Origin of the sequence: Thioalkalivibrio sp. ALE16 (genome assembly GCF_000381305.1) — a bacterium.
Classification (GTDB): Bacteria; Pseudomonadota; Gammaproteobacteria; order Ectothiorhodospirales; family Ectothiorhodospiraceae; genus Thioalkalivibrio.
In genome coordinates, this window is record NZ_KB906356.1 from 179,912 (window position 1) to 201,636 (window position 21,725).

Below are 21,725 nucleotides of genomic sequence, written 5' to 3' on the forward strand. Positions count from 1 at the left end.
TGGCCGCGCCAAACTGTTCGGGTCCGCCCGCAACCGGAGTTCGTGCATGTCCGCCCGTGAACCCGCGATCGACGCCCGACCGGCGATGTTCCGCAACCACCCGTTCGGTTTCATCCTCAGCCTGGTACTGATCCCGGCCTTCGGGCTCGGCCTGCTGATCCTGCTTTGGTGGTATCTGCAGACCCGCTCGGTACGGCTGCGCATCGATGCCGACCAGGTCCATCTCGAGCGCGGTCTGTTGTCGAAGTCGCATGTGGATCTGGATATCGGCCAGATCCGCACGGTGAAGGTGGACCAGAGCTTTTTCGACCGCATCTTCCGGGTGGGCCGCATCGCGGTGTACACCACTGGCGACAACCCGGAGTTCCGGGTCACCGGCATCCCCGACCCCAATCGCGTGCGCGAGTACGTGCGCGGTCGCCGCGAGGCCCTGGCATGAGCCGGAGTGATCGCTCCGACAGCCGCCTGGCGCTGCGCATCCTGCTGGGCACCTCGGCGCTGGTGGCGTTGCTGGTGGCCCTGCTGGTGCTGGCGGCGGCGGTCTCCCTGCCGGGGCTGTCGGACTGGGTGGCGCTGACCTTCGACGACGGCATGGGCCTGAAGAACGCCGCGCTGGTCGCGGCCATCGTGTCGGTCCTGATCTCGATCGTGTTTGCCCTGGCCGCCGGCGAGGGCCTGATCGGGGAACTGCAGTTCATGATCCCCGGCTTTTTCCTGTTCTTCGTCTTCTTCTGGCTGATGCTGGCCTGGATCTTTTGATCCCGGCCGGTGCACCGTGCATCCTGCGTTTCCTTCTCAATCCCCGGAGCCCCGAGCGTGACGACCGACGCGGACAACGAATCCAATCCCCAGCACCACCTCACCCTGCGGCCGACCCGGATCGAGGACTACGAGGACATCCGCGAGATCATGGAGCGGGTCTACCACGACCTGGACGGCGCCTGGAGCGAGGCGCAGTTCCGCTCCCAGGTGAAGCGTTTTCCCGAGGGCCAGATCTGCATCGAGGACAACGGCAAGGTGGTGGCCGCGGCGATCAGCCTGATCGTCGAATACAAGCGCTTCGGCGATCACCACAACTACTGGCAGATCACCGGCAACGGCTTCCTGACCACCCATGACCCGGACGGCGACACCCTCTACGGCGTGGATATCTTCGTGCATCCGGACTATCGCGGGCTGCGTCTGGGACGGCGGCTGTACGACGCGCGCAAGGAGCTGTGCGAGAAGCTGAACCTGCGGGCGATCGTCGCCGGCGGGCGCATCCCCGGCTACGAGCAGTACCGCGACGAGCTGACCCCGCAGCAGTACGTGCGCCGGGTGAAGAATCACGAGATCACCGACCCGATCCTGACCTTCCAGCTGGCGAACGACTTCCACGTCCGCAAGATCATCACCAACTACCTGCCGGACGACGAGAAGTCCGGGGCCTACGCCACCCTGATCGAGTGGCTCAACATCTACTACGAGGAGAAGGAGAAGCTGATCGGCGGCAGCCGCTCGGACGTGCGCATCGGCGTAGTCCAGTGGCAGATGCGCCCGACGGTGGATCTCGATGCCCTGTTCCAGCAGGTGGAGTACTTCGTGGATGCGGTCTCCGGCTACCGCGCGGATTGCGTGCTGTTCCCGGAATTCTTCAACGGCCCGCTGATGGGGGCGTTCAATCAGGACTACCCGGCCGAGGCCGTGCGCCGTCTGGCCGAATACACCGAGGCGGTGCGCGAGGAGATGGTGCGCCTGGCGCTGGCCTACAACATCAATATCGTGGCCGGGTCGATGCCCGAATACACCGAGGATGTGCTGCGCAATGTCTCCTACCTGTGCCGCCGCGACGGCACCTGGGACCGCCAGTACAAGGTCCACGTGACCCCCGACGAGGTCTCCTACTGGGGCCTGCAGGGGGGCGACGAGGTACACGTCTTCGATACCGACTTCGGCAAGATCGGCATCCTGATCTGCTACGACGTGGAATTCCCCGAACTGCCCCGGGTGATGGCCGATCATGGCCTGCAGATCCTGTTCGTCCCCTACTGGACCGACACCAAGAACGCCTACCTTCGGGTGCGGCGCTGTGCCCAGGCACGCGCCATCGAGAACGAGTGCTACGTGGTGATGTCCGGCTCGGTGGGCAACCTGCCCAAGGTCGAGAACATGGACATGCAGTATTCCCAGGCGGCGGTCTTCACCCCGTCCGACTTCGCCTTCCCGCATGATGCGGTGGCGGCGGAGGCGACCCCGAACACCGAGATGACCCTGATCGTCGATCTTGACCTGGACAACCTGAAGGAGCTGCGCAACCACGGCTCGGTGCGCAACCTGCGCGACCGCCGACGGGATCTCTACTCGGTCAAGTGGAAATCCAAGCCGGTGTAGCCCGCGCGGACAAAACGTGAACGCGTTCCGGTTGCCCGTTGGCTGCCACTGGCATCGGCGCGCCCGGCAACTTAGTCTTGTGCGTACAGGGAGGACCGGACTCGGCCAGAATGCGGCGGGTGACCGGGGTTCGCGCCGTCGCCAGGCGGGCGCCAGATAGTCAGGGGACAGCATGAGCGACCAGATTCCGGATCCGAAACGCACCGCGATTCTCGTGGTGGATGACTCCAAGGTCATCCGGGTCGCGTTGCAGCGTATCCTGCAGGACCAGCACACGGTCTACGAGGCCGCCGATGGCGAGCAGGCCCTGGAGCTGCTGCAGCAGTATCCGGATATCGGCCTGGTCCTGACCGATCTCTCGATGCCGGGGATCGACGGCCAGGATTTGCTGCTCCGTGTGCGCGATGGCATCGAGAATGTCCCTGCCGATCTCCCGGTGGCGATCGTGACCGGCCAGGAGAGCGACGAGGCCGCCAGCGACGAATGGCGTTCGCTGGGCGCCAGCGCCGTCCTGATGAAGCCGTTCGTGCCGACCCGTGTGCGCGAGGTGGTGGCCGAACTGCTGCCGCCGCCCCCGGAGCCGGAGCTCGCGAGCGCCGGCGCGGAAGTCGATACCGCCGAGGCCGCGGCGCTGCGCGAAGAGGTCGAGCGCCTGCGTCGCGAGCTGATGCTGCGCCAGCAGTCCGCCAACGAGCGCGAGGCGCAGAAGGAACTGGAGCGCCTGCGCAATGCCCTGGGCGAGGCTCGCGATGAATCCACGGCGGCCTTCCAGCGCGCCGAGGAACGCGAGCGCGAGATCGAGACCCTGCAGGCCCGGCTGGAGGAGACCGAGACGGCGCTGGCCGAGGCGCGGGCGCGCGACGAGGAGGCCGCGGCCGCCGGCGAGCAGGCCGAGGCCCGCGAGGCCGAACTGGCCACGCTGCGCGCGCGGGTCGAGGAGCTGGAGGCCGAGGAGGCCGGGGCACCCGCGGCGGCCAGCGAGGCGACCGAGCAACTGCGCAGCCGGGTGCGCGAACTGGAGGGCGAGAACGTTCGCCTGGATCATGACCTGGTCGAGCTGGAGCGCCAGCGCGACGCGGTGCAGAAAGAGCTGCAGGACGCGCGAGCCGAGGCCGATCGCCTGCGCCGCGAGCGCAATCAGCAGTGCGAGCGGGCGGCCGCCGCGGAGAAGGCCCAGGCGGAGGCGGAGCAGCGCTGCGCGGACACCGGGGACTCGGCGGCGGATCTGGGCGAGCGCCTGGTAGCGCGCGAACAGGAACTGGCCGAGTCTCAGCAGCGCAATCAGGAGCTGCGTGGCCGTATCCGCGATCTGGAACACGCCCTGACCGGACACAGCACCACGGCCGCCGCAGAGCCCGAGCGCCCGGCCGATCCCGAGGGGTCGGTCAAGGCGGAGCCGGAGGACCGCCTGCGCGCGCCAGCGTCAGACCCGCCGCACAGGCGTTCCGAGCGCCTGGGGCGCCGGCGCTGGTTCCGGGTGGCCTTCGTGGGAGTGCTGGCGGTTGTGGTCGCCCTGGGTGTGGCGATCTACCTGCGTGGATACTGACGTCGCCGGAGGGCCCGGCGATTCGATGAGTTGTTGGGAGGTGGCGGGCCCGGGTGACCCGGGGCCCGCCGGGGGCATTTCCTACTGGTGGCGGTCGCGGAGTACGCCCAGCAGATGGTTCCAGGAGTCGTGGTCCGCGCGGGCGTCATAGCCCACCGGCATGCCGAATTCCTCGGCAATGGCGTCGGCCCCGGGGTTGGTGAAGCTGTGCTTCACCCCGGAGAATTCCACCACGGTGTAGCGCGCCTCGGCATTCTGCATCTCGTCCTGGAAGCCGGCGATCTGTTCCGGCGGGATCATCGGATCCGCGGTGCCGGTGAAGCTGAGCAGTTCCGCCGTGACCTTGCCGGCCTCGGCCGGGTGCTCGGTCCCCAGGCCGCCGTGGAAGCTGGCCGCAATGTTCAGGTCCATCCCGGCGCGTGCAGCCTCCAGGGCCACAGTGCCACCGAAGCAGTAGCCGACCGCGGAGGGTGCGGCATCGGCCGCCGCATCATGCGCGCGCAGCCAGTCGTAGGCGGCCTGGAAACGGCCCAGCATCAGATCGCGGTTCTCGCGGATCTCGCCGGCGAATTCACCGGCGGTGGAGGGGTGGTCGGCCAGCTTGCCGCTGCCGTACATGTCCAGGGCGAAGGCCGTGTAGCCCTCGCGGGCGAGTTGCTCGGCGCGGTCGCGGGCGTAGTCGTTGTGGCCCCACCACTCGTGGATGACCAGGACCGCCGGATGCGGGCCGTCGCCTTCGGGGTAGGCGAGGTAGCCGGTCATCTCGTCACCGTCGTGGTCGTAAGCGACCTCTTCGGTCTGGATGCCGGCGAAGGCGAGGCCGGGCAGGAGTCCGGCCAGCAGGACGGCGAGCGGCGCGAAAGCGGGTTTGGCGAACATCGAACACCTCCTTGATCGTCGAATCGACTCTCGATAGACCCGGACCCTCGAGTATGGTTCGTTGCCCCGCCGGGTTACAACGATCGGGACAGCGGCTACAGTAGAGACGTCCGGGCCGTGTCAGCGCGCCGGCCCGGGAACAGGACGAGTGGGGCGAAGCGATCGGCGCTTCGCTCCGGCAAGAGGATCCATCCATGTCCGAGCGTTCCGCCAACGATTCCCTGGAGGCCCGGGTCCAGTCGGCCGACAAGCTGCTGGCGATGCCGCAGGTGGTATTCGAGGTCGCGCGTCTTCTGGAGGACGACAACGCGACCGCGGTCCAGATCGCGAACAGCCTGAGCCGCGACCCCGGCCTGGTGGCCCTGGTCCTGCGTATCGCCAATAGCCCCGCCTACGCCCCCGCGCGGACCATCGACTCGGTGGACCGCGCGATCGCGATGCTGGGGCGCGATGCCCTGCAGCGCCTGGTGGTGGCCAGTGCGATCACCCGCGCGACGGCCAGCATCCCCGATCAGGAACGCCTGCCGCTGGAAGTCTTCTGGCGGCATTCCGCTTACTGCGCGGTGATCGCGCGTCAGCTGGCGATGCGGGTGCTGCCACGCCAGGCCAGCGGGATCTTCCTGGCCGGTCTGCTGCATGACCTGGGCAAGCTGCTGCTGTTCTCGCAGTCGCCGGAATCGGCCCATCGGGCCTTCCTCTCCAGCCTGGATGTCGGTGATGGGCTCAGCCCGCAGGGCGCGGAACGCGCCCAGCTGGGGTTTGATCACGCGGAGCTGGGCGGGGCCCTGGCCGAGCACTGGGGACTGCCGGAGCTGCTGGTCGATTGCCTGGCCGGTCATCATCAGCCCATGCAGGCGCCGGAGCGCCACCGCACCGCCGTGATGCTGGTGCACCTGGCCAATACCGGCGCTCATCTGGCCGAGATCGACTCGCGCGACTGGGCCGACGCCCCACCGGTGGACCCGGCGGTCTGGGAGGCCCTGCACCTGGCCCCCGAGGTCCTGCTCTCCGCCGTGGAGGAGGCCCAGCACGAGGTGCTGGCGGTGCAGGACCTCTGCGATCCGGCGCACGACGCGGAGCCGCGCGCGTGAGAGCGTGGCGTGAACCCGCGCCGGCCTCCGGGGTCGGAAGCATTATGTCGATGTCCGCCTGTATCAACCCGGGTCTGCGCATGTGGTTCGCGGCCGTCCTGCTGTTCCTGCTGGCGGGCTGCGCCGGGGTGCCGGCGTCGCTGGCCCCGTTGCCGGCCGCGGCACCGGATCGCGAGCAGGTGCTCGCCGACCCCGAGGCGGTGAAGGGCGAGGTCGTGGTCTGGGGCGGAGTGATCGCGGCCATCGAGAACACCGACGGCGGCACCCGGCTGGAGGTGGTCGCCCGCGAACTGGATCGCCAGGGCCGCCCGCGGGAGGCTGACCGCTCCCCGGGGCGCTTTCGCGCGGTCAGCAGCGGGTTCCTGGACCCCCAGGTCTACGCCGAGGGCCGCGAGGTCACCGTACGCGGCGTCATCCAGGGCATCGAGGAAGGCAGTATCGGTGACTACGCCTATACCTTCGTGACCCTGCAGGCGGATGCGGTGTACCTGTGGCCGCGCCGGCCGCCGCCGTCCGAGCGGTATTATCGCGACCCGTTCTACGACCCCTTCTACGATCCGTTCTACAGCCCCTGGGGCCCGCGTTACGGGGTCTACGGGCGTTATCACCCGCATCCGTGGTACTGGTGAGTATGTCCCGATTCCGGTTTCCCCTGGCAGCCCTTCTGCTGCCCCTGTTCCTGATCGCCTGTGCCTCCGGGCCGCTGGAGGCGCCTGACGACCCGTCCGTGCAGGTCGAACCGCGGGCCGTCACGGCGGACAGCCTGCCCGCCGACGAGCAGGTCTGGGGCGGCGTCATCGCTCGGGTGGACAATCGCGCCGAGGCCACCTTCGTCGAGGTGGTTGGCTACCCACTGAGCCGCCAGGAGCCGCAGACCCGGCAGTCCACCACCGGACGCTTCCGCCTGCGGGTGGACGGCTTTGCCGACCCGGTGGACTATCGCGCCGGTCGCCGCATCACGGGCGTAGGCACGGTTACCGGCGTCGAGGAAGGGCGGATCGGTGAACTGGACTACGTCTTCCCGGTGCTGGATGCCCACTCGGTGCATCTGTGGCCGGAGCCCGAGCCGCCGCGCTCATCCGGCGGTGTGCGCTTCGGCATCGGGATCGGTATCGGCCTGTAGCGCGGGACCGGGTCGTCCCGGCGCGCGGGCACAACCATTCGAATTTGTCTGGGAGGTTCCATGCGAGCAGTGGTGTTTGACGAACCCGGCACCGCCGAGGTCCTGCGCCTGGACGAGGTGGCGGAACCGGCGTTGACGGCCCCCGACCAGGTCCGTGTCCGGATGCTGGCTGCCGGCGTCAACCCGGTGGATACCAAGGTGCGCGGCGGCGGCATGATCGTCCCCGGCGCCCCCCGCAACACCCCCGGTTGCGATGGCGTCGGCATCGTCGAGGAATGCGGCAGCGCGGTACACCACACGCGGCCGGGGCAACGTGTGGCCTTCTGTTTTGGCGGGGTCGGCGCCGATCCGGGTACCTACGCCGAGCAGGTGGTGGTGCCGGAGGCCGCGGTGGTCCCGGTACCCTCGGCGGTGTCCGATATCCAGGCCGCGGCCCTGCCGCTGACCTGGCTGACCGCGTGGGAGGCCCTGTTCGAGCGAGCCGATCTGCAGCGCGGACAGAGTGTGCTGGTGCATGCGGCGGCCGGTGGCGTGGGCCAGATGGCGGTGCAGATCGCGCGTGCGGCTGGCGCTCGGGTGCTGGGGCTGGTGCGGCGCGACGAGGCCGCCGCCATTGTCACGGCCCTGGGCGTGGATGTCGCCGATCTGCGCAAGCCGGATGCCGGGGAGGCCATTCGCCGGTACACCGATGGCCAGGGCTTCGATGTCGTGCTGGATACCGTGGGGGGCGAGACCTTCCGCGAGGGCCTGGCCCAGGTGGCCTATGGCGGCGACCTGGTGACCCTGCTGGCACCCCCGGCGGATGTCGACTGGAACCCCGCGCGGTTGCGCAACCCGAGTATCAGCCTGGAACTGATGCTGACCCCGATGCTGGAGAACGATCGCCGGCGCCTGAAGCACCAGGGGACCCTCGTGGCCGAGGGCCTGGCCCGACTGGCCAGCGGGCGGTTGCAGGTCAATGTCGAGGACACCCTGCCCCTGGCCGAGGCGGCCGAGGCCCACCGCCGCATCGAGGCCGGCGGCCGCCGCGGCAAACTCGTCCTGCGCATCCCCGAGTAGGTATTGGGTTCACCACGAAGCACACGAAGGCACGAAGAAGGGCAGGGTCAAGGGCGGATTAACCACAGAGGGCACAGAGGACACGGAGAAAGGCATTACTTGGTTTGAGAGCACCCGCAGGGATTGGCCGCTCACCGGACATAAGAATTACAGCGGAACCGGGTCAACGCAGCTGGAAGGATGGGCCCTTTCTCCGTGAACTCTGTGCCCTCTGTGGTTAATCCGCCCTTGACCTTGCCCTTCTTCGTGCCTTCGTGCCCTTCGTGGTGAAATCAATCAGCCCTTGCTAGCCGCCGAAGAGGTGGCTGAAGACGCGGGCGCCGCCGATGTAGGTGCCGGCGGCGGAGCCCAGGGTGGTCAGCAGGAAGACCAGCAGCACGCGCGAGACGCGGTTGCGCCACCAGCCGCGCGGGGTGGTGGTGTCCTGGCGCAGGCTGGCGAAGTCGGAGACCCGGGGCTTGCGCAGGAACAGCTCGGCCGCCGCCGCGACAAAGCCCACCCCGATGGTGGGGTTCAGCGAGGTCAGCGGGGCGGCCAGGGCGGCGGTTAGCACGGTCAGTGGGTGGGCCAGCGCTACGATCGCGCCGATCGCCGCCAGGCCGCCATTGATCAGGACCCAGTCGGTGACCATCTGCACCCCGATGTCCGGGTTGCGCGAGAAGCCGATGGCGAAGCCGGCCAGGATGACCCCGATCACCACCCACGGGATGACCTTCGGCCAGCGCGCCTTGGGCGGGGCCTGGTCGAGCGCCTCGAGGATCGCGTCTGGCGGGGTCAGGTGATCCTCGGCCTGTTCGGCAATCCCGGGCAGGTGCCCGGCCCCGACCACCGCGAGGATGCGGCGGGTGTCCGGGTTGGCCGCGAGCCGGCGCAGGTGGGCGGCCATGTAGTGGTCGCGCTCCTCGATCAGCGTGCGGTAGAGATCCTCGGACTGCTCGGCAAACTCGCTGAAGGTGGACTCCAGCATGTCGCCTTCCTTGAGCCGCTCGATCTCCGATTCGTCGATCTTCTCGCGCGACAGCACCGAGCCGAACAGGCCGCCGATCAGCCCCATGCGCTCCCACCAGCGTACGGCGCGGTAGGTGCGGCGCAGGGTCAGGCCGATGTCGCGGTCGATCAGGGCCAGCGGCAGGCCGCGGTCCAGGGCGCCGTCCATCGCCGCGCGCATCTCGGCCCCCGGCTCGATGCCGTACTGGTCGGCCAGGCGTTGTTGATAGGCGCCCAGCGCCAGGCTGGCGGCGATCATCGGGGCCTGGCCCTTGCGCATCACGCTGAACAGGTCCATGCGGCCGATGGCATCTGGATCCAGCATGGCTCGCTGGCGGCTCTCGCACAGCTCGATGGCGACGCTGTCGAAGGCGCCGGTGTCCACCAGCGCGCGCACCTTGTCGGCGCTGGCGCGCGAGACGTGCGCGGTCCCCAGCACCACGACCTCGGTGTCGCCCAGCTGCAGGACGCGGTGGGGTTCGTCGGCGATCAGTTCCTGGACGGCGGGATTCATGCGTGGCGGGCTCTTGCTCCGGTGGGCGGGCGTATTCTACGGCGAATGCGTGCGGCCCGCAGCGCCGGAAGGGGGCGTTGCGGGGAGGTGGTCAGGGGGCCTCGGGTTCGGCTTGCGGCACGTCGGCGGGCGGGGTCGCCTCGTCGGTCGCGGGCAGGGGTTCCGGCACGCGCAGGCTCTCCAGGCGCTCGATTACCCGCAGGGCGCGCTCGTGGGCGGTGATCAGTCCGGCGTGATCGGGGGCCAGGTCGAGCCCTTCCTGCCAGTGCTCCAGGGCCTCTTCGATGCGCCCGGCGGAGTAGTGCCCGCGCCCCGCTTCCAGCAGTTCCTCGGCGCGTGCGTCGCGGCGTTCGCGCCATTCCTCGCACAGCACGCGGTGCGCCCGCTGCGCGGCCTGGTCCGGGCCGGAGGCGTCGGCATCGGGGGTGATCTCGCTGCGGCACCAGCGCGCGGCCGTGGCCAGGTCGTCGGCCTCCAGGGCCTGGCGCAGGCGTGCGTTGATGGTGGAGCGCGGGACCTCGTCCTCGACCGCGGGGGCCTCGGCCTCGCGCAGTTCCTGCTCCAGTTCCGCGATGCGCCGCGCGCGTTCCGAGGCGGGTGCCAGGTTCTGGGCCAGGCGCAGCAGCTCCAGGCGTTCCTCGCCCTCGGTATCCGCGGCGTAGCCGTCCAGCGACCGGGCCAGGGGGTCGCGGCGCTGGGCCAGGCGGTCGGGATCGTCCGGCAGCTGTTCGCTGCGCCGCACCAGCGGACGCATCACCTCCAGCAGGCGCAGCTGCTGGACCAGGGCGCGGGCCTCGAGGATGTCGTGGCGTTGTTCCAGGGTCTGCAGGCCGACTTGCCGCTGGCGCTCGAGTTGCTCGATGTACTGGCGCCGTTCGCTGGCGGGCGGCAGCTTCTGCTCGGCGTCCTCGAGGATCTCCAGGGCGCGGGCCACGGCGCCCTCGGCCGAGGCGGCGCGCGCCTCGTCCATGGCCGCGGCCGCGCCGGTCTCGGCCGCGCGCTCGATTTCCTCACGGCGCTCGGTCCATTCCGCTTGCGGTTCCGGCTCGTGCTGCTCGATCAGCTCCAGGGCGCGCTGGTAGTCGCCGGCCTCCAGCGCGCGCTCGATGCGCTGCTCCGGCGGGGCGAAGGGGTCCAGGGCCGCGCAGCCCTGGACCAGCAGGACCGCCAGCAGGATGCCCGCGAGCGGGAGGAGGCCGCCGCGTGTGGTCATGCGCGGTCCAGGACCCGGGTGACCGGAACGGCCTCGCTGACGCCGTGCAGCTCGTGGGTGCCCCAGTCTTCGGTGCGGAAGTGTCCCTTCACCTGCTCGTGCTCCATGAATGCGGCGGTCGTGACCAGCCCGCCGGGGGGCGCGACCGTGACCAGGCGGGCGGCCAGGTTGACGGTGTCGCCGACTACGGTGAACTGCATGCGGTCCTCGGCCCCCATGTTGCCGGCCAGCATCTCGCCGGCGTTCAGGCCGATACGGAATTCCACCCGGGTCTCGCCCCGGCGTTCGCGTTCGGCATTGATCGAGGCGACGGTTTCCAGCAGGGCCAGGCCGGTTTGCACAGCGGTCAGACGGTGGTTGCCGGCGTCCGTCCCGAGGCCGAAGACCGCCATGGTACAGTCGCCCATGTACTTGTCCACCGTGCCTCCGTGACGGGCAATGCATTCCGACATCGGGCCGAAGAATTCGTTGAGCATCCGGCCCAGGGCCTCCGGGCTGCAGCGCTCTGACAGCGCCGTATAGCCCTGGATGTCGGCAAACAGGACCGAGCCCTCCACCGCGCGCCCGCCCAGCTCGACCCGGTCCAGGTTCTCCAGGATGTCCTGGGCGATGGCGTCCGATACGTAGCGGCGCAGGGCGGCCTCGACCTGGTCCTTGCGCAGCAGGTCGCGCGCCATGTCGTTGAAGGCATCGGTCAGCTGGGCGATCTCGTCCTGGCGCACCATGGGCAGGGGGTTGCCCTCGGCGTCCATCGGCCGGAAGCGCGAGCGCATGCTCTCGGCCAGGCGTTCCAGCGGCCGCACCAGGCGCTTGCTGATGTCGATCGCCAGCAACAGGCTCAGCAGGAAGACCCCGATGGCCGTGGCAATCCCGGCATTCAGGGTGTTGCGGATGAGTTCCTGCATGGGCGAGGTGTCGATATAGGCCTCGATGTAGCCCACCTGCACATCCTGGAAGAGGACCTCGCGGCGGTACGGTTCCACCGTGGGCGCCAGGGGCCACACGCCGTCGGTGAGAGACTGCTCCGGCGGGGTTCCGGCACGCGCGACCTGGCCGCGATCGATCGCGTAGGCGGCGATGGATTCGACCCGCCCCTCCTCCACCAGCGAGTTCAGCAGGGTCTCCAGGGTCAGGTAGTCCTCCGCCAGCATCAACTCGGCCGAAGTGCGCGCGACCGGCGCCACCGTGATCTCGGCCTGGGCGCGAATCTGGTTGTCCAGCACATTGCTGACCTGGTTCAGCACCACGGCCGACAGGGTCACGATCCCGGCCAGCGTAAGCCCGGCGATGGCCGCCACGATCTTCCATGCGATCGGCAGATAGCGGGGCGTGAAGTCGGCCCCGCCGACATTCAGGCGGGCGCTGACACCGCGCTTGCGCCGCCCGATCACGAGGCGTCCTCGCGTGGTGCGAGCCAGGGGGCCAGCCAGGCCCGCCAGTCGGCGAGCAGGGCGGAGGAGCGGGCCGCCACGGCGGAACGCTTGGCCAGGGAGCGACCAAACACCGGGCGGCCCCCGAGGTCGCACATGGCCCCGCCCGCGCGGGCGAGCATCAATCCGCCGGCCGCGCTGTCCCAGGGGGCCTGTCCGCCATGCAGGTACAGATCGGCGCGCCCGGCCGCCAGCCAGGCCCACTCCAGGGCGCAGGCCCCGAGGTTGCGTTGCGACCGGAACGGGGCATGGCTGGCCAGTTCGCGCGCCAGTGGGGCGTCCAGCCGCTTGTAGTCGACCAGGGCGATGGCGCGTTTCAGCTCCGGGACCGGCGGCCGCCGGGCCGCCGGCGGGGCGGCGGCGTTGAGCTCCAGCGCGGTGTTCTCGGTCGCGGTGAACAGTTCGTCGCGGACCGGGTCGTAGGTCGCCCCGTGGGTGACCCGGTCGCCTGCAATGCGGGCGATGGAGATGGCGAAGAAGGGCATGCCGCCGGCGAAATTGGAGGTGCCGTCGAGCGGGTCCACCAGCCAGAAGGCCGGGGCGGTCTCCAGGACCTGTGCCTGTTCCGCGCGCGCCTGCTCCTCGCTCAACACCGGTTCGCGCTGCCCGTGCAGTCGCAGCAGCTCGCGCACCCGGGCGTCCACCGCGTGGTCGGCCTCGGTGATCACGCTGCCGTCGGCCTTGTAGTCCACGTCGATGCCGGCTTCGAAGCGCGGCAGGAGTTCTTGCTGTCCGATCACGCGCAGACCCCGGGCGAGATCGGAAAAGGGGATGGAGGTGGCAGTCATGCAGCCCTGGCAACGCCGATTGCGGAGTGAGTGAGCCGGATGCGGCCCGGTCGGCCCGGGCGAACTCGGCTACGAATGTGCTTATCATACCGGTCCATGACCGGCTTGATCATAATCCTCGCCCTGGCACTGGTCGCGTTCTACGTGAATGACACCTGGCGGGCCAACGAGCGGGCTCGCCGGGTGGGGCGCCAGGCGTGTGAACGGGCGGGGGTCCAGCTGCTGGATGCGACCGTTGTGCGTACCGGTCAGCGCCTGACGTGGGGCGAGCGCGGCCTGGCCCTGCAACGACACTATCGCTTCGAGTTCTCCGCCGACGGGGCGGGCCGCCACCCCGGCGAGATCTCTCTGGAAGGTCGGCAACTGAAGCGTGTGACCCTGGACTGGCCGGATGGTGGTCGCGAGTTTCAGGGGCCGGAGCGCGACGACCCGAGCGCGGGTGGTCCGGGGTGACGCTGAACGAGCTGCGTTATGTGGTGGCCGTCGCGGATGCCCGGCACTTCGGGCATGCGGCCGAGGCCTGTCATGTCAGCCAGCCGTCGCTGTCGGTCGCGGTGCGCAAGTTCGAGGAGGAGCTGGGGGTCACGCTGTTCGAACGCGGCCGCGGCGAGGTCTCCGTGACGCCGGCGGGTGAACAGGTCATCGCGCAGGCGCGGCGGGTGCTGGCCGAGGTGGAGCAGTTGCGTTCGGTCGCGGTGCAGAGCCAGGATCAGCTGTCCGGCCCGCTGCGGCTGGGCGCGATCTACACCATCGGCCCCTATCTGCTGCCGGAGCTGATTCCGGCGCTGCGCGAGCGCGCCCCGCATATGCCGCTGGTGATCGAGGAGAACTACACCGCGCGGCTGCGTGAACGGCTCAAGCAGGGCGAGCTGGACGCGATCATCATCTCGCTGCCGTTCGAGGAGTCCGGGGTGGTCACCCTGCCCCTGTACGACGAGCCGTTCATGGCCGTGCTGCCGGCGGCGCACCCGCTGAAGGACAAGGATCCGCTGCGTCTGGAGGATATGGCCGATGCCACGCTGCTGATGCTGGGCGCGGGCCATTGCTTCCGCGATCAGGTGCTGGAGCGCTGCCCCGACTGCCAGCGGACCGTGACCGCGGACGGCAGTACGCCGCGCAACCTCGAGGGCTCCTCGCTGGAGACGATCCGCCACATGGTGGCCTCGGGAATGGGGGTCACCATTCTGCCGTGTACGGCGGTGGGGGCGGATCGCTATGCCCAGCGCCTGCTGGCCGTGCGGCGTTTCGAGGATCCGGCCCCCAGCCGCCGGGTAGCCCTGGCCTGGCGCGCCAGTTTCCCGCGCCCGGAGGCCATCGAGGCCCTGCGCCGGGCGGTGTTGTCGACCCCCCTGACCTGCGTCGATTTCATCCAGCCCGGCTCGGGTCAGGGCAACCCGGATTGACCCGCCCGCGGCGGGTGGATGTCAGTTGCCGGCCAGCACGCGGTTGCGGCCGGCCTGCTTGGCGGCGTACAGGGCCTCGTCGGCGGCTTGGTAGGCCGACTGCAGAGTGGTATTGGGCCCGATGCCGGCCACGCCGATGCTGGCGGTCACCTTGACCGCGCCATCGCTCTCGAGCGTGGACTGGTCGCCTGCCGTGGCGGCGGTTCGCAGTGCGCCGATGGCCAGGCGGATGCGCTCGGCGCATTCCATCGCACGGCTCAGGTCGGCACCGGGCAGGACCGCCAGGAACTCCTCGCCGCCCATGCGCACGCACAGGTCGGATTCACGGGTGGTGCTGCGCAGGGTCTGCGCGACCAGACGCAGGATGTCGTCCCCCACGCTGTGGCCGTATTCGTCGTTGATCTGCTTGAAGTGATCGAGATCGATGGCCAGCACCGACAAGGGCCGCCCCTGACGGCGGCAGTCGGCCAGCCAGCGGGCGCCCTGTTTCTCGAATGCGCGGCGGTTGCCCAGGCCGGTCAGTTCGTCGGTCTCCAGGTTCTCGTTCAGGCGCTTGAAGCGCAGGGCATTGGCAAGCGCCGGAGCGGCCAGGCCCAGCAGGGCCTCGATCAGTTGCTGTTCGTCGTCGCTGAAGCGGCGCCCGCGCATCAGGATCAGCGAGCCCATGGTTTCGCCGCTCGCGCTCATCCCGTATTCGATGCGATGGCGATCCTCGTCGCCGCCGGACCAGGTCTCGTCGCTTTCCTGCAGGATGAAGAACCAGCCGCTGTGGTGAACCTGGGCATGCAGATGTTCCTGCAGCCGGGCGAGGACCGTGCCCAGCTCCAGGCTGGATGACAGCGACTGGACAAACGCCAGGGCGTCAAAGGGGGTGCCGGCATCGCCGGTGGTCTTGCCCTTGGCGGATACCAGTCGCAGGTTGTGGGCGTTCCCGTCGCGGTTCATGGCTGTCTCGCTCGCAAAGATCCTGGGGTCGAAGGTAATGCGAGATCCGTGCCAGCGATGAAAATAACCTGGGAAACAGTGACTTGTTTGTCCTTTTGGTGTGCGAAAGACGGAATTCCGTCGGATTTTTGCCGCTTCCGGCAGGTGATGGCCGCCCGGACCGGCAGGAGGCGGCAATATCCTGACGCTGACGCTGGCCGCCGAGTCCCGCGCCATGACCGGATTACATGAGCGCGCCCTTCGCTTGCCCTACACTGCGCGGCATGATTCGACTTCAAGATATCGAGCTGCGCCGCGGCCGACAGGTCCTCCTGCAGCATGCCAGCCTGACCGTGCACGCCGGCTGGCGGGTGGGCCTGACCGGTGCCAACGGCTCCGGAAAGTCCAGTCTGCTGGCGGCGCTGCAGGGTGAGCTGAGCCTGGATGCCGGCGAGATCGACCGGCCAGCCGACTGGGTGGTGGCGCACCTGCCGCAGGAGGTCCCGGGGAGCGCGCGTTCAGCCGTGGACTACGTGCTGGACGGCGACGCCGAGTTGCGCGACCTGCAGGCGCGCCTGGAGCAGGTCGCCGACGGCGCCGAACAGGCGCGCCTGTATGCGGCCCTGGATGCGATCGACGGCTGGACGGCGGACGCCCGGGCGCGGCGGCTGCTCGCGGGGCTGGGCTTTGCGCCGGCCGATGCCGACCGGCCGATGAGCGACTTCTCCGGCGGCTGGCGCATGCGCCTGGGGCTGGCGCGCACGCTGATGACGCGCTCCGATCTGTTGTTGCTGGACGAGCCCACCAACCACCTCGATGTCGAGACCATCCTGTGGCTGGAGGACTGGCTGGCGCGCTACCCGGGGACGGTCATCGTGATCGCGCATGACCGGCGGTTTCTCGATTCCGTTTGTACCCATATCGCGCACATAGAGCGCGGGGGCATCGCGCTCTATGCGGGCAGCTATACCCATGCCGAGGCCAAGCGCGCGGAGGCGATCGCCCAGAGCGAGGCGGCGGCCGCGAAGGTCGCGGCCGAGCGTGCCCATCTGGAGGATTTCGTGCGCCGCTTCCGGGCCAAGGCGAGCAAGGCGCGCCAGGCCCAGAGCCGCCTGAAACGCCTGGAGCAGCTCGACGAGGTCGCCGTGATTCGGGCCGCACGGCCGATCCATCTGGAGATCCCGACCCCCGAGCGTCTGCCGGACCCGCTCCTGGCGCTGGACCATGCCGAGGTGCGCTCCGGGGACCGCACCCGCCTGCATGCGACGAGTTTACGTCTGCGGCCGGAGGACCGGATCGGTGTGCTGGGGCCCAATGGTGCCGGGAAGTCGACGCTTCTGACCCTGCTGGCCGGCGAGCTGGCGCCCACCGCCGGCGAGCGCCGGGTCGAGCCGAGCCTGAAGGTGGGCTATTTCGCCCAGCACCAGAGCGAGCAGCTGGATCTGGGCGCCTCGCCCCTCGTGCATCTGCAACGCCAGGATCCGCGCGCCGAGGAACAGCGGCTGCGCAACTTTCTCGGTGGCATGGGCTTTCCCGGGGAGAAGGCGGATGCCCCGGTTGGCCAGTGCTCGGGCGGGGAGCGCGTACGCCTGGTGCTGGCGCTGCTGATCTGGCAGGCGCCTTCCCTGCTGTTGCTGGACGAGCCCACCAACCACCTGGATCTGGATATGCGCGAGGCACTGGCCGAGGCGCTGGAGAACTATGCCGGCGGGCTGGTGGTCGTGGCGCATGACCGCGAATTGCTGGCGCGGGTGTGCGACCGTTTCTGGCGCGTCGAGGACGGCCATCTGAGAGATTTCGACGGGGACCTGGATGACTACGCCCGGGAACTGCAGGCGCGCGAGCGCGAGGCCTTTGCCGCGAGCGAACCCGGGACCGGCGAACCGGCAGCCCGCAGCGCCCCGGCCCCGTCGCAGAAGGAGCGGCGCCAGCAGGCCGCGCAGGCACGGGCGGCGCTCAAGCCGCTGAAGCAGCGCGCGGACCGCGCCGAGCAGGAATGCACCCGGGTGCAGGAGCGCCTGGAGGCCCTGGAGGCGGAGATGGCCGATCCTGCCCTTTACGAAGGCGAGGCGGCGGATCGCCTGGCGCAGCTGACCCGCGAGCAGGGGGAGCTGCGTGCCCGGCTGGAGTCGCTGGAGGGCGAGTGGATGGAGGCGCTGGAGGCCCTGGAGGCGGCGCAGGCCGAGCCGACGGAGTGAGAAGCGATTCAAAGACCAACCCTTGAGATCGGGTATTGCGAGGTCTATATAGGAGGGGAATGCACCGGAACGAGGAGTGACCCCATGAATGCACAGGAACTGAATCGTCGCTGTGTCGAGCTCTTTCACCACCCGGATGCAAAGCTGCATTGCTGGCACCCGCGCATGTTCTGGGAGACCCACATGCTGGAGAACCCGAAGCCGGAAGACCTGCAGGAGCCGAAGGTGGATCTGCGCGAACTGGAGGTGATGCTGGCCGAGGCCGCGCACGAGCCCTCGCAGTGCGCCGAGGAACTGGAGCAGGAGGAGCCGGGCCGGGCCACGCTGATCCGTCACATGATGGAGCGCGGCGAGATGCCGCTGCTGCACCGGCCCCACTGATCAGCGTTTTCTGAATGGCTTGGGCCCCCAACGGGGCCCGGGACTCCGGATGCGTCGTCCCGCTTGCCGACCCCGGTGGTCCCGACTGCCGGGGTCTTTTCGTTCGGGGTATCCGTCCGGACCTTCCGGGGCCACTACTGGCGGATGAAATCCGAGAAATACAGTGCGGCGATCCGCGGGGAGCCGGTGATCTCTTCGAGCAATTCGTTCAGCTCGTCCGTGGCCTGGTTGCGCAGATCCTCCCGGGCGCCGCTGCCGGTCAGGCTGTCGGGGCTGCGGCCGCCGAGGATGTGGATCAGGCGGTCGCGTACGGCGGGGATGTGTTCGCGGATGGCCCGGGCATCTTCCAGATTGTGGCCCTCCAGCTGGATGGAGGCCTGCAGGTAGCGTCCGCGATCGGCGGCCTCCATGTTCACGACCACGGGTTCCAGGGTCACGTAGTGGCTGTCCAGATCGTCCACGGCAAGAGCCAGGGGGGCAAGCAACAGCAGGAGAAGCCCCGACACGGTCGGGGGCAGGAAACGAAGGGGGCTCGAGGTCATGGTGCGTGCTCCGGGGCGGTTTGCGTGCTGGAGGCGATCCAGTCGCCGCGTCGATGCGGCTCCTGACCGAAGTATGCCACCAGGTGATCATAGATGGCGGGCAGCCGCTCGCGCAGCCGCGCGGGCTCGAAGAAGAAGGACTCCACCGCGACCGCCAGGAATTCCTCCGGGGCCGTGGCCGCGTACGGGTCCAGCGGCAGAGCCGACTCGTCGACCGTGCCGGCCTCCACCGCCTCGACAGTCTCCACGAAGCGGTCGAAGGCGCGGGAGAAATCCTCGGTCCAGGCGCGTGTGGACTGTCCGCGGGGGAGCGGGGGGAAGCCGTTGACCTCGCCGTTGCCGGCGTCCAGCACATGGGTCATCTCGTGGACGACCACGGCGCCGTCGCGTTCGACGTCATTCCACGACAGGATCACCGGCCCGCGCTCCCAGGCCTCGCCGGACTGGGGCATCGCGCCCTGATGCACGATGCCCGCCTCGTCTACCCACTCGTGTTCCGGCACGAAGGTATCCGGATAGAGGATCAGCGTGCGCCAGTCCCGGTACGGCGCCAGGCCCAGCTCCAGGATCGGGAGTGCCGCGTAGGCCGCGATCACCTGGCACTGCCACGGCTCGGGTTCCGCGGCGATCCCGATGAATTCCTTCTGCGCGAGGATCTGCCCGATCAGTTCGCGCAGCCGGGAGCGTTCCTCCGGTGTGAGGCGGGCGATGAACGGCACCCGCTGGCGCAGGGCCTCCCACTCGTCGTTGTCGAGGGGGACCGCCTCTGGTTCCAGTCCGGCGAACGGTCCCAGCAGGCGGCGGAACAGGCCTCGTAGTGGGAATTGCGGTGTCGAGTTCATCGCCCGATCGTCGCATGTTTGGCCGTGTCGCGTCCGCCTGCGGCAAAGGCTTGCCGGTGGCGGTTAAGGATTGCCGCTGTGCGGCCGTTAACCCTCTCGGGAATCCGTCCCGTTGAGGAACATCCATGCATATTGCCGATTATTCCATGCAGTTCTCGAGCCAGCGCCTGGCGCTGGAGGCTACCCGGCGCGAGATGCGCCTGACGGTGCGCGAAGGGGGCGGGGCCGCGCCCCCGGCGGAGCCCCGCCAGGGCGCCGGGCTGCCTGGACTTGTGAGCCCGGACCGGGGCGAACGGCCGGCCCCGGCCTCCGTTGCGGCCCTGCGCGCGCCCTTCGTGGGCGTGGCCCCGGCGGACAGTGAGCTGACGTCTGTGGACCAGCTGCGCACCGAACTGCTCCGGCTGATCCTGGAACGTTTTACCGGGCGCGAGATCCGCGTCGTGGACCCCGCGGACCTCCGGCCCGACGCGAACGCGGATGCGAACCCGCCGGCATTCCTCGAACCGCCCGCAGCCCGGCCCCCGGGCGCCCCGAGTGCGCCGGGCGGCCTTGCCGTGGCCTGGTCGGTGGAGCAGACCCGGGTGGAGATCGAGCGCACGGCCTTCCAGGCCCAGGGGCGGGTGCAGACGGCCGACGGCAAGACCAACGAGATCGACATTGCCCTGACCATGAGTCGCGAGTTCGTCGAGCACACCCGTATTCAGGGCGGTGTCGATGGCGAACTGCATGACCCGCTGGTGATCAATTTCGATGCCCCGGCGGCGGCATTGACCGAGACCCGTTTCGAATTCGACCTGGACGCCGATGGCTCACCGCAGCAGGTGGCCTTCCTGCAGCCCGGAAGCGGTTTTCTGGCCCTCGACCGATCGGGCAGCGGGCAGGTCGATGATGGCTCCGAGCTGTTCGGGCCGCTGACCGGGGACGGCTTCGCCGAACTGCGCCGCTTCGATCACGACGGCAATGGCTGGATCGATGCGGCGGACCCGGTCTATGACCGCCTGCGCGTCTGGACCCGCGACGCCCAGGGCCGCGATCAGTTGCTGGCCCTGGGCGAGGTGGGGGTGGGGGCGATCTACCTCGGACATGTCAGTACCCCCTTTGACCTGCGCCATGGCGGTGACAACAGCCTGCTGGGCCAGGTGCAGTCGACCGGCGTCTGGGTGGCCGAGGATGGCCGCAGCGGCAGCGTGCAGCAGATCGATCTGACGGCCTGACGGAACGCGGAGGCTCGTTCCTGCGTCGAGGGTTGCATAACGGCTACTCTGTGCTTTCATCCACTCCCCGCGAGCGACCCGGCGCATGCGATTCGAGACCCTCTTGTGTTGGCGGCGGTCGGACCGACCGCCCCTGAAGCGCCCGCTGCCCGCCACCTGCATGTCGCGGGGGGGCGGCCGCCTGTCCCTGCTCATGATCCTGGCCGTGGGACTGGCCGGCTGTGGGGGCGAGTCTTCCGAAGCGGCTGACGAGCCCGCTGGCGAGGCGGCGACCCCGATCGCGGCGGTGGAGATGCAGCCGCGGGACCTCTCGCGTGAACTGCGACTTTCCGCGCGGGTCGAGCCGCGGGCGCGGGTGCGCCTGGCGGCTCGTACGGATGGCGTGGTCAAGGCGGTCCATGTCGAGGAAGGCGACCGCGTCGGGCAGGGCGATATCCTGGTCGAGCTGGACGTGGCCGAGGAGCGCGCGGAGCTGGCGCGTGCCGTGGCGCACGCCGAGGAGGCGCGGCTGGAGTACGCCCGCAGCGCCGAGTTGCGGGACGAGGGGATTGCCAGCCGCGCCAGCTACGAACGGGCCCGCGCCGCGCTGCGTTCGGCCGAGAGCGAGCAGGCCTTGTGGCAGGCGCGGGTCGACTACGGGACGCTCGCTGCCGGCCGCGACGGCGTGATCACCGAGCGGATGGTGGAGCCTGGAGAGGCCGTCGCGGCGCGCGATGCGCTGCTGGAGCTGGTCGATATTACTACGCTGGTGCTGCGACCCGGGGTGTCCGAGCTGGACGTGCGCGACCTGGTCGTGGGCCAGGACGTGCCCATTCGGCTGGATGCCTTTCCTGATACTGACTACGTCGCCGAGATTCGTCGCATCTTCCCGGCGGCCTCGCCGGATTCCCAGCAGGTGACGGTGGAGATCGCGCTGCCGGCCGAGGCCGCCGACAACGGCGTGCGTCCGGGTAACCTCGCACGCATCCGCATGACCGTTGATGAGCGCCCGAACGCCCTGGCGGTGCCGGCCGCGGCGATCGGCGAGGACGATGACGCGCGCTATGTGTACGTGGTGGTGGATGAACAGCTGGAACGGCGCACGGTCGAGACCGGTGTGACCCGGGGCCCCTGGACCGAGATTACCGAGGGTCTGGAAGAAGGCGAGATCGTGCTGGCGACCAATCCGATCGACATGCGCGAGGGTCAGCGGGTGCGCATTGTCGGCTGGCGGGGCTAGGG

At 69.4% G+C, this 21,725-nt stretch carries 22 protein-coding genes; 14 read left to right on the forward strand and 8 right to left on the reverse strand.

The features are described 5' to 3' along the window. Positions 1–46: 46 nt before the first annotated feature. From F627_RS0104285 to F627_RS0104300, 4 genes are all read left to right on the forward strand, one after another. Positions 47–439, forward strand: a complete 393-nt coding sequence (locus tag F627_RS0104285; protein ID WP_018876895.1) for a PH domain-containing protein — start codon at positions 47–49, stop codon at positions 437–439. Beyond that, complete coding sequence (locus tag F627_RS0104290) at positions 436–759, forward strand: hypothetical protein (protein ID WP_018878480.1); 324 nt, start codon at positions 436–438, stop codon at positions 757–759. Before F627_RS0104285 ends, F627_RS0104290 begins: the two co-directional genes overlap by 4 nt. Positions 760–816: 57 nt before the next feature. Then, entirely contained in the window at positions 817–2,370 is a 1,554-nt protein-coding gene (locus tag F627_RS0104295) for a bifunctional GNAT family N-acetyltransferase/carbon-nitrogen hydrolase family protein (protein ID WP_018866721.1), read from the forward strand. 172 nt (positions 2,371–2,542) lie between these two features. After that, positions 2,543–3,916 (forward strand): response regulator, encoded by a 1,374-nt coding sequence (locus F627_RS0104300; RefSeq protein ID WP_019583387.1) that lies wholly within the window; start codon positions 2,543–2,545, stop codon positions 3,914–3,916. 81 nt (positions 3,917–3,997) lie between these two features. On the opposite strand, the gene F627_RS0104305 is transcribed toward F627_RS0104300, so the two are convergent. Continuing rightward, complete coding sequence (locus tag F627_RS0104305) at positions 3,998–4,795, reverse strand: dienelactone hydrolase family protein (RefSeq protein ID WP_018866723.1); 798 nt, start codon at positions 4,793–4,795, stop codon at positions 3,998–4,000. Between the two features lie 194 nt (positions 4,796–4,989). Here F627_RS0104305 and F627_RS0104310 point away from each other — a divergent pair, with 194 nt between their 5' ends. From F627_RS0104310 to F627_RS0104325, 4 genes are read left to right on the forward strand one after another with little or no spacing between them, the layout of a single operon-like run. Beyond that, entirely contained in the window at positions 4,990–5,886 is an 897-nt protein-coding gene (locus F627_RS0104310) for an HDOD domain-containing protein (RefSeq protein ID WP_018866724.1), read from the forward strand. A gap of 44 nt (positions 5,887–5,930) precedes the next feature. Next, positions 5,931–6,515 carry a Slp family lipoprotein gene (locus F627_RS0104315; RefSeq protein WP_019583388.1) on the forward strand — a complete coding sequence of 195 codons (585 nt, stop codon included), beginning with the start codon at positions 5,931–5,933 and terminating at the stop codon, positions 6,513–6,515. A 2-nt stretch (positions 6,516–6,517) separates the two neighbouring features. Beyond that, a complete protein-coding gene (locus F627_RS0104320; protein WP_018881592.1) occupies positions 6,518–7,009 on the forward strand; it encodes a Slp family lipoprotein in 492 nt (163 codons plus the stop codon). A gap of 60 nt (positions 7,010–7,069) precedes the next feature. After that, complete coding sequence (locus F627_RS0104325) at positions 7,070–8,068, forward strand: zinc-binding dehydrogenase (protein WP_026332022.1); 999 nt, start codon at positions 7,070–7,072, stop codon at positions 8,066–8,068. A gap of 286 nt (positions 8,069–8,354) precedes the next feature. Here F627_RS0104325 and F627_RS0104330 read toward each other — a convergent pair whose 3' ends face one another. The 4 genes from F627_RS0104330 to F627_RS0104345 form a co-directional block, all read right to left on the reverse strand. Then, on the reverse strand, positions 8,355–9,569 hold the full coding sequence (locus F627_RS0104330; RefSeq protein WP_018866728.1) for a TraB/GumN family protein: 1,215 nt from the start codon (positions 9,567–9,569) through the stop codon (positions 8,355–8,357). Positions 9,570–9,660: 91 nt separating this feature from the next. Beyond that, positions 9,661–10,782 carry a hypothetical protein gene (locus tag F627_RS0104335; protein ID WP_019583390.1) on the reverse strand — a complete coding sequence of 374 codons (1,122 nt, stop codon included), beginning with the start codon at positions 10,780–10,782 and terminating at the stop codon, positions 9,661–9,663. Further along, positions 10,779–12,173, reverse strand: coding sequence for an adenylate/guanylate cyclase domain-containing protein (locus F627_RS0104340; protein WP_018866730.1), 1,395 nt, complete (start codon positions 12,171–12,173; stop codon positions 10,779–10,781). Before F627_RS0104340 ends, F627_RS0104335 begins: the two co-directional genes overlap by 4 nt. Beyond that, positions 12,170–13,000 carry an inositol monophosphatase family protein gene (locus tag F627_RS0104345; protein WP_018879712.1) on the reverse strand — a complete coding sequence of 277 codons (831 nt, stop codon included), beginning with the start codon at positions 12,998–13,000 and terminating at the stop codon, positions 12,170–12,172. The genes F627_RS0104340 and F627_RS0104345 overlap by 4 nt, the downstream gene beginning before the upstream one ends. A 96-nt stretch (positions 13,001–13,096) precedes the next feature. On the opposite strand from F627_RS0104345, the gene F627_RS0104350 reads away from it, so the two are divergent. Together F627_RS0104350 and F627_RS0104355 are read left to right on the forward strand one after the other, a co-directional pair. Then, on the forward strand, positions 13,097–13,453 hold the full coding sequence (locus F627_RS0104350) for a DUF3301 domain-containing protein (protein ID WP_018866732.1): 357 nt from the start codon (positions 13,097–13,099) through the stop codon (positions 13,451–13,453). Beyond that, positions 13,450–14,403, forward strand: a complete 954-nt coding sequence (locus F627_RS0104355; protein ID WP_018876902.1) for a hydrogen peroxide-inducible genes activator — start codon at positions 13,450–13,452, stop codon at positions 14,401–14,403. The genes F627_RS0104350 and F627_RS0104355 overlap by 4 nt, the downstream gene beginning before the upstream one ends. Before the next feature lie 21 nt (positions 14,404–14,424). Here the strand turns inward: F627_RS0104355 and F627_RS0104360 are convergent, their stop codons facing one another. Continuing rightward, positions 14,425–15,348: a GGDEF domain-containing protein gene (locus F627_RS0104360; protein WP_019583391.1), complete on the reverse strand. Its 924-nt coding sequence runs from the start codon at positions 15,346–15,348 to the stop codon at positions 14,425–14,427. Between the two features lie 263 nt (positions 15,349–15,611). Here F627_RS0104360 and F627_RS0104365 point away from each other — a divergent pair, with 263 nt between their 5' ends. Beyond that, complete coding sequence (locus tag F627_RS0104365; protein ID WP_019583392.1) at positions 15,612–17,525, forward strand: ABC-F family ATP-binding cassette domain-containing protein; 1,914 nt, start codon at positions 15,612–15,614, stop codon at positions 17,523–17,525. A gap of 84 nt (positions 17,526–17,609) precedes the next feature. Continuing rightward, positions 17,610–17,906 carry a hypothetical protein gene (locus F627_RS0104370; RefSeq protein WP_018866736.1) on the forward strand — a complete coding sequence of 99 codons (297 nt, stop codon included), beginning with the start codon at positions 17,610–17,612 and terminating at the stop codon, positions 17,904–17,906. Between the two features lie 134 nt (positions 17,907–18,040). Here F627_RS0104370 and fliL read toward each other — a convergent pair whose 3' ends face one another. Together fliL and F627_RS0104380 are read right to left on the reverse strand one after the other, a co-directional pair. Continuing rightward, the gene (gene fliL / locus F627_RS0104375; protein WP_019583393.1) at positions 18,041–18,448 is read right to left on the reverse strand and encodes a flagellar basal body-associated protein FliL; all 408 of its coding nucleotides are present in this window, start codon (positions 18,446–18,448) and stop codon (positions 18,041–18,043) included. Beyond that, the gene (locus tag F627_RS0104380; RefSeq protein ID WP_019583394.1) at positions 18,445–19,290 is read right to left on the reverse strand and encodes a zinc-dependent peptidase; all 846 of its coding nucleotides are present in this window, start codon (positions 19,288–19,290) and stop codon (positions 18,445–18,447) included. Before F627_RS0104380 ends, fliL begins: the two co-directional genes overlap by 4 nt. A 125-nt stretch (positions 19,291–19,415) precedes the next feature. On the opposite strand from F627_RS0104380, the gene F627_RS0104385 reads away from it, so the two are divergent. Further along, positions 19,416–20,504, forward strand: a complete 1,089-nt coding sequence (locus F627_RS0104385) for a hypothetical protein (RefSeq protein ID WP_019583395.1) — start codon at positions 19,416–19,418, stop codon at positions 20,502–20,504. Positions 20,505–20,664: 160 nt separating this feature from the next. Beyond that, a complete protein-coding gene (locus F627_RS0104390) occupies positions 20,665–21,723 on the forward strand; it encodes an efflux RND transporter periplasmic adaptor subunit (protein WP_019583396.1) in 1,059 nt (352 codons plus the stop codon). Positions 21,724–21,725: the final 2 nt, after the last annotated feature.

Excerpts from the sequence above, each read along its gene's own strand:
- F627_RS0104290 (WP_018878480.1), top strand. The coding sequence starts at position 436 with ATGAGCCGGAGTGATCGCTCCGACAGCCGCCTGGCGCTGCGCATCCTG.
- F627_RS0104380 (WP_019583394.1), bottom strand. The coding sequence starts at position 19,290 with ATGAACTCGACACCGCAATTCCCACTACGAGGCCTGTTCCGCCGCCTG.
- F627_RS0104330 (WP_018866728.1), bottom strand. The coding sequence starts at position 9,569 with ATGAATCCCGCCGTCCAGGAACTGATCGCCGACGAACCCCACCGCGTC.
- F627_RS0104320 (WP_018881592.1), top strand. The coding sequence starts at position 6,518 with ATGTCCCGATTCCGGTTTCCCCTGGCAGCCCTTCTGCTGCCCCTGTTC.
- F627_RS0104335 (WP_019583390.1), bottom strand. The coding sequence starts at position 10,782 with ATGACCACACGCGGCGGCCTCCTCCCGCTCGCGGGCATCCTGCTGGCG.
- F627_RS0104310 (WP_018866724.1), top strand. The coding sequence starts at position 4,990 with ATGTCCGAGCGTTCCGCCAACGATTCCCTGGAGGCCCGGGTCCAGTCG.
- F627_RS0104390 (WP_019583396.1), top strand. The coding sequence starts at position 20,665 with ATGTCGCGGGGGGGCGGCCGCCTGTCCCTGCTCATGATCCTGGCCGTG.
- F627_RS0104325 (WP_026332022.1), top strand. The coding sequence starts at position 7,070 with ATGCGAGCAGTGGTGTTTGACGAACCCGGCACCGCCGAGGTCCTGCGC.
- F627_RS0104345 (WP_018879712.1), bottom strand. The coding sequence starts at position 13,000 with ATGACTGCCACCTCCATCCCCTTTTCCGATCTCGCCCGGGGTCTGCGC.
- F627_RS0104285 (WP_018876895.1), top strand. The coding sequence starts at position 47 with ATGTCCGCCCGTGAACCCGCGATCGACGCCCGACCGGCGATGTTCCGC.
- F627_RS0104300 (WP_019583387.1), top strand. The coding sequence starts at position 2,543 with ATGAGCGACCAGATTCCGGATCCGAAACGCACCGCGATTCTCGTGGTG.
- F627_RS0104350 (WP_018866732.1), top strand. The coding sequence starts at position 13,097 with ATGACCGGCTTGATCATAATCCTCGCCCTGGCACTGGTCGCGTTCTAC.
- F627_RS0104370 (WP_018866736.1), top strand. The coding sequence starts at position 17,610 with ATGAATGCACAGGAACTGAATCGTCGCTGTGTCGAGCTCTTTCACCAC.
- fliL (WP_019583393.1), bottom strand. The coding sequence starts at position 18,448 with ATGACCTCGAGCCCCCTTCGTTTCCTGCCCCCGACCGTGTCGGGGCTT.
- F627_RS0104315 (WP_019583388.1), top strand. The coding sequence starts at position 5,931 with ATGTCGATGTCCGCCTGTATCAACCCGGGTCTGCGCATGTGGTTCGCG.
- F627_RS0104360 (WP_019583391.1), bottom strand. The coding sequence starts at position 15,348 with ATGAACCGCGACGGGAACGCCCACAACCTGCGACTGGTATCCGCCAAG.
- F627_RS0104305 (WP_018866723.1), bottom strand. The coding sequence starts at position 4,795 with ATGTTCGCCAAACCCGCTTTCGCGCCGCTCGCCGTCCTGCTGGCCGGA.
- F627_RS0104385 (WP_019583395.1), top strand. The coding sequence starts at position 19,416 with ATGCATATTGCCGATTATTCCATGCAGTTCTCGAGCCAGCGCCTGGCG.
- F627_RS0104365 (WP_019583392.1), top strand. The coding sequence starts at position 15,612 with ATGATTCGACTTCAAGATATCGAGCTGCGCCGCGGCCGACAGGTCCTC.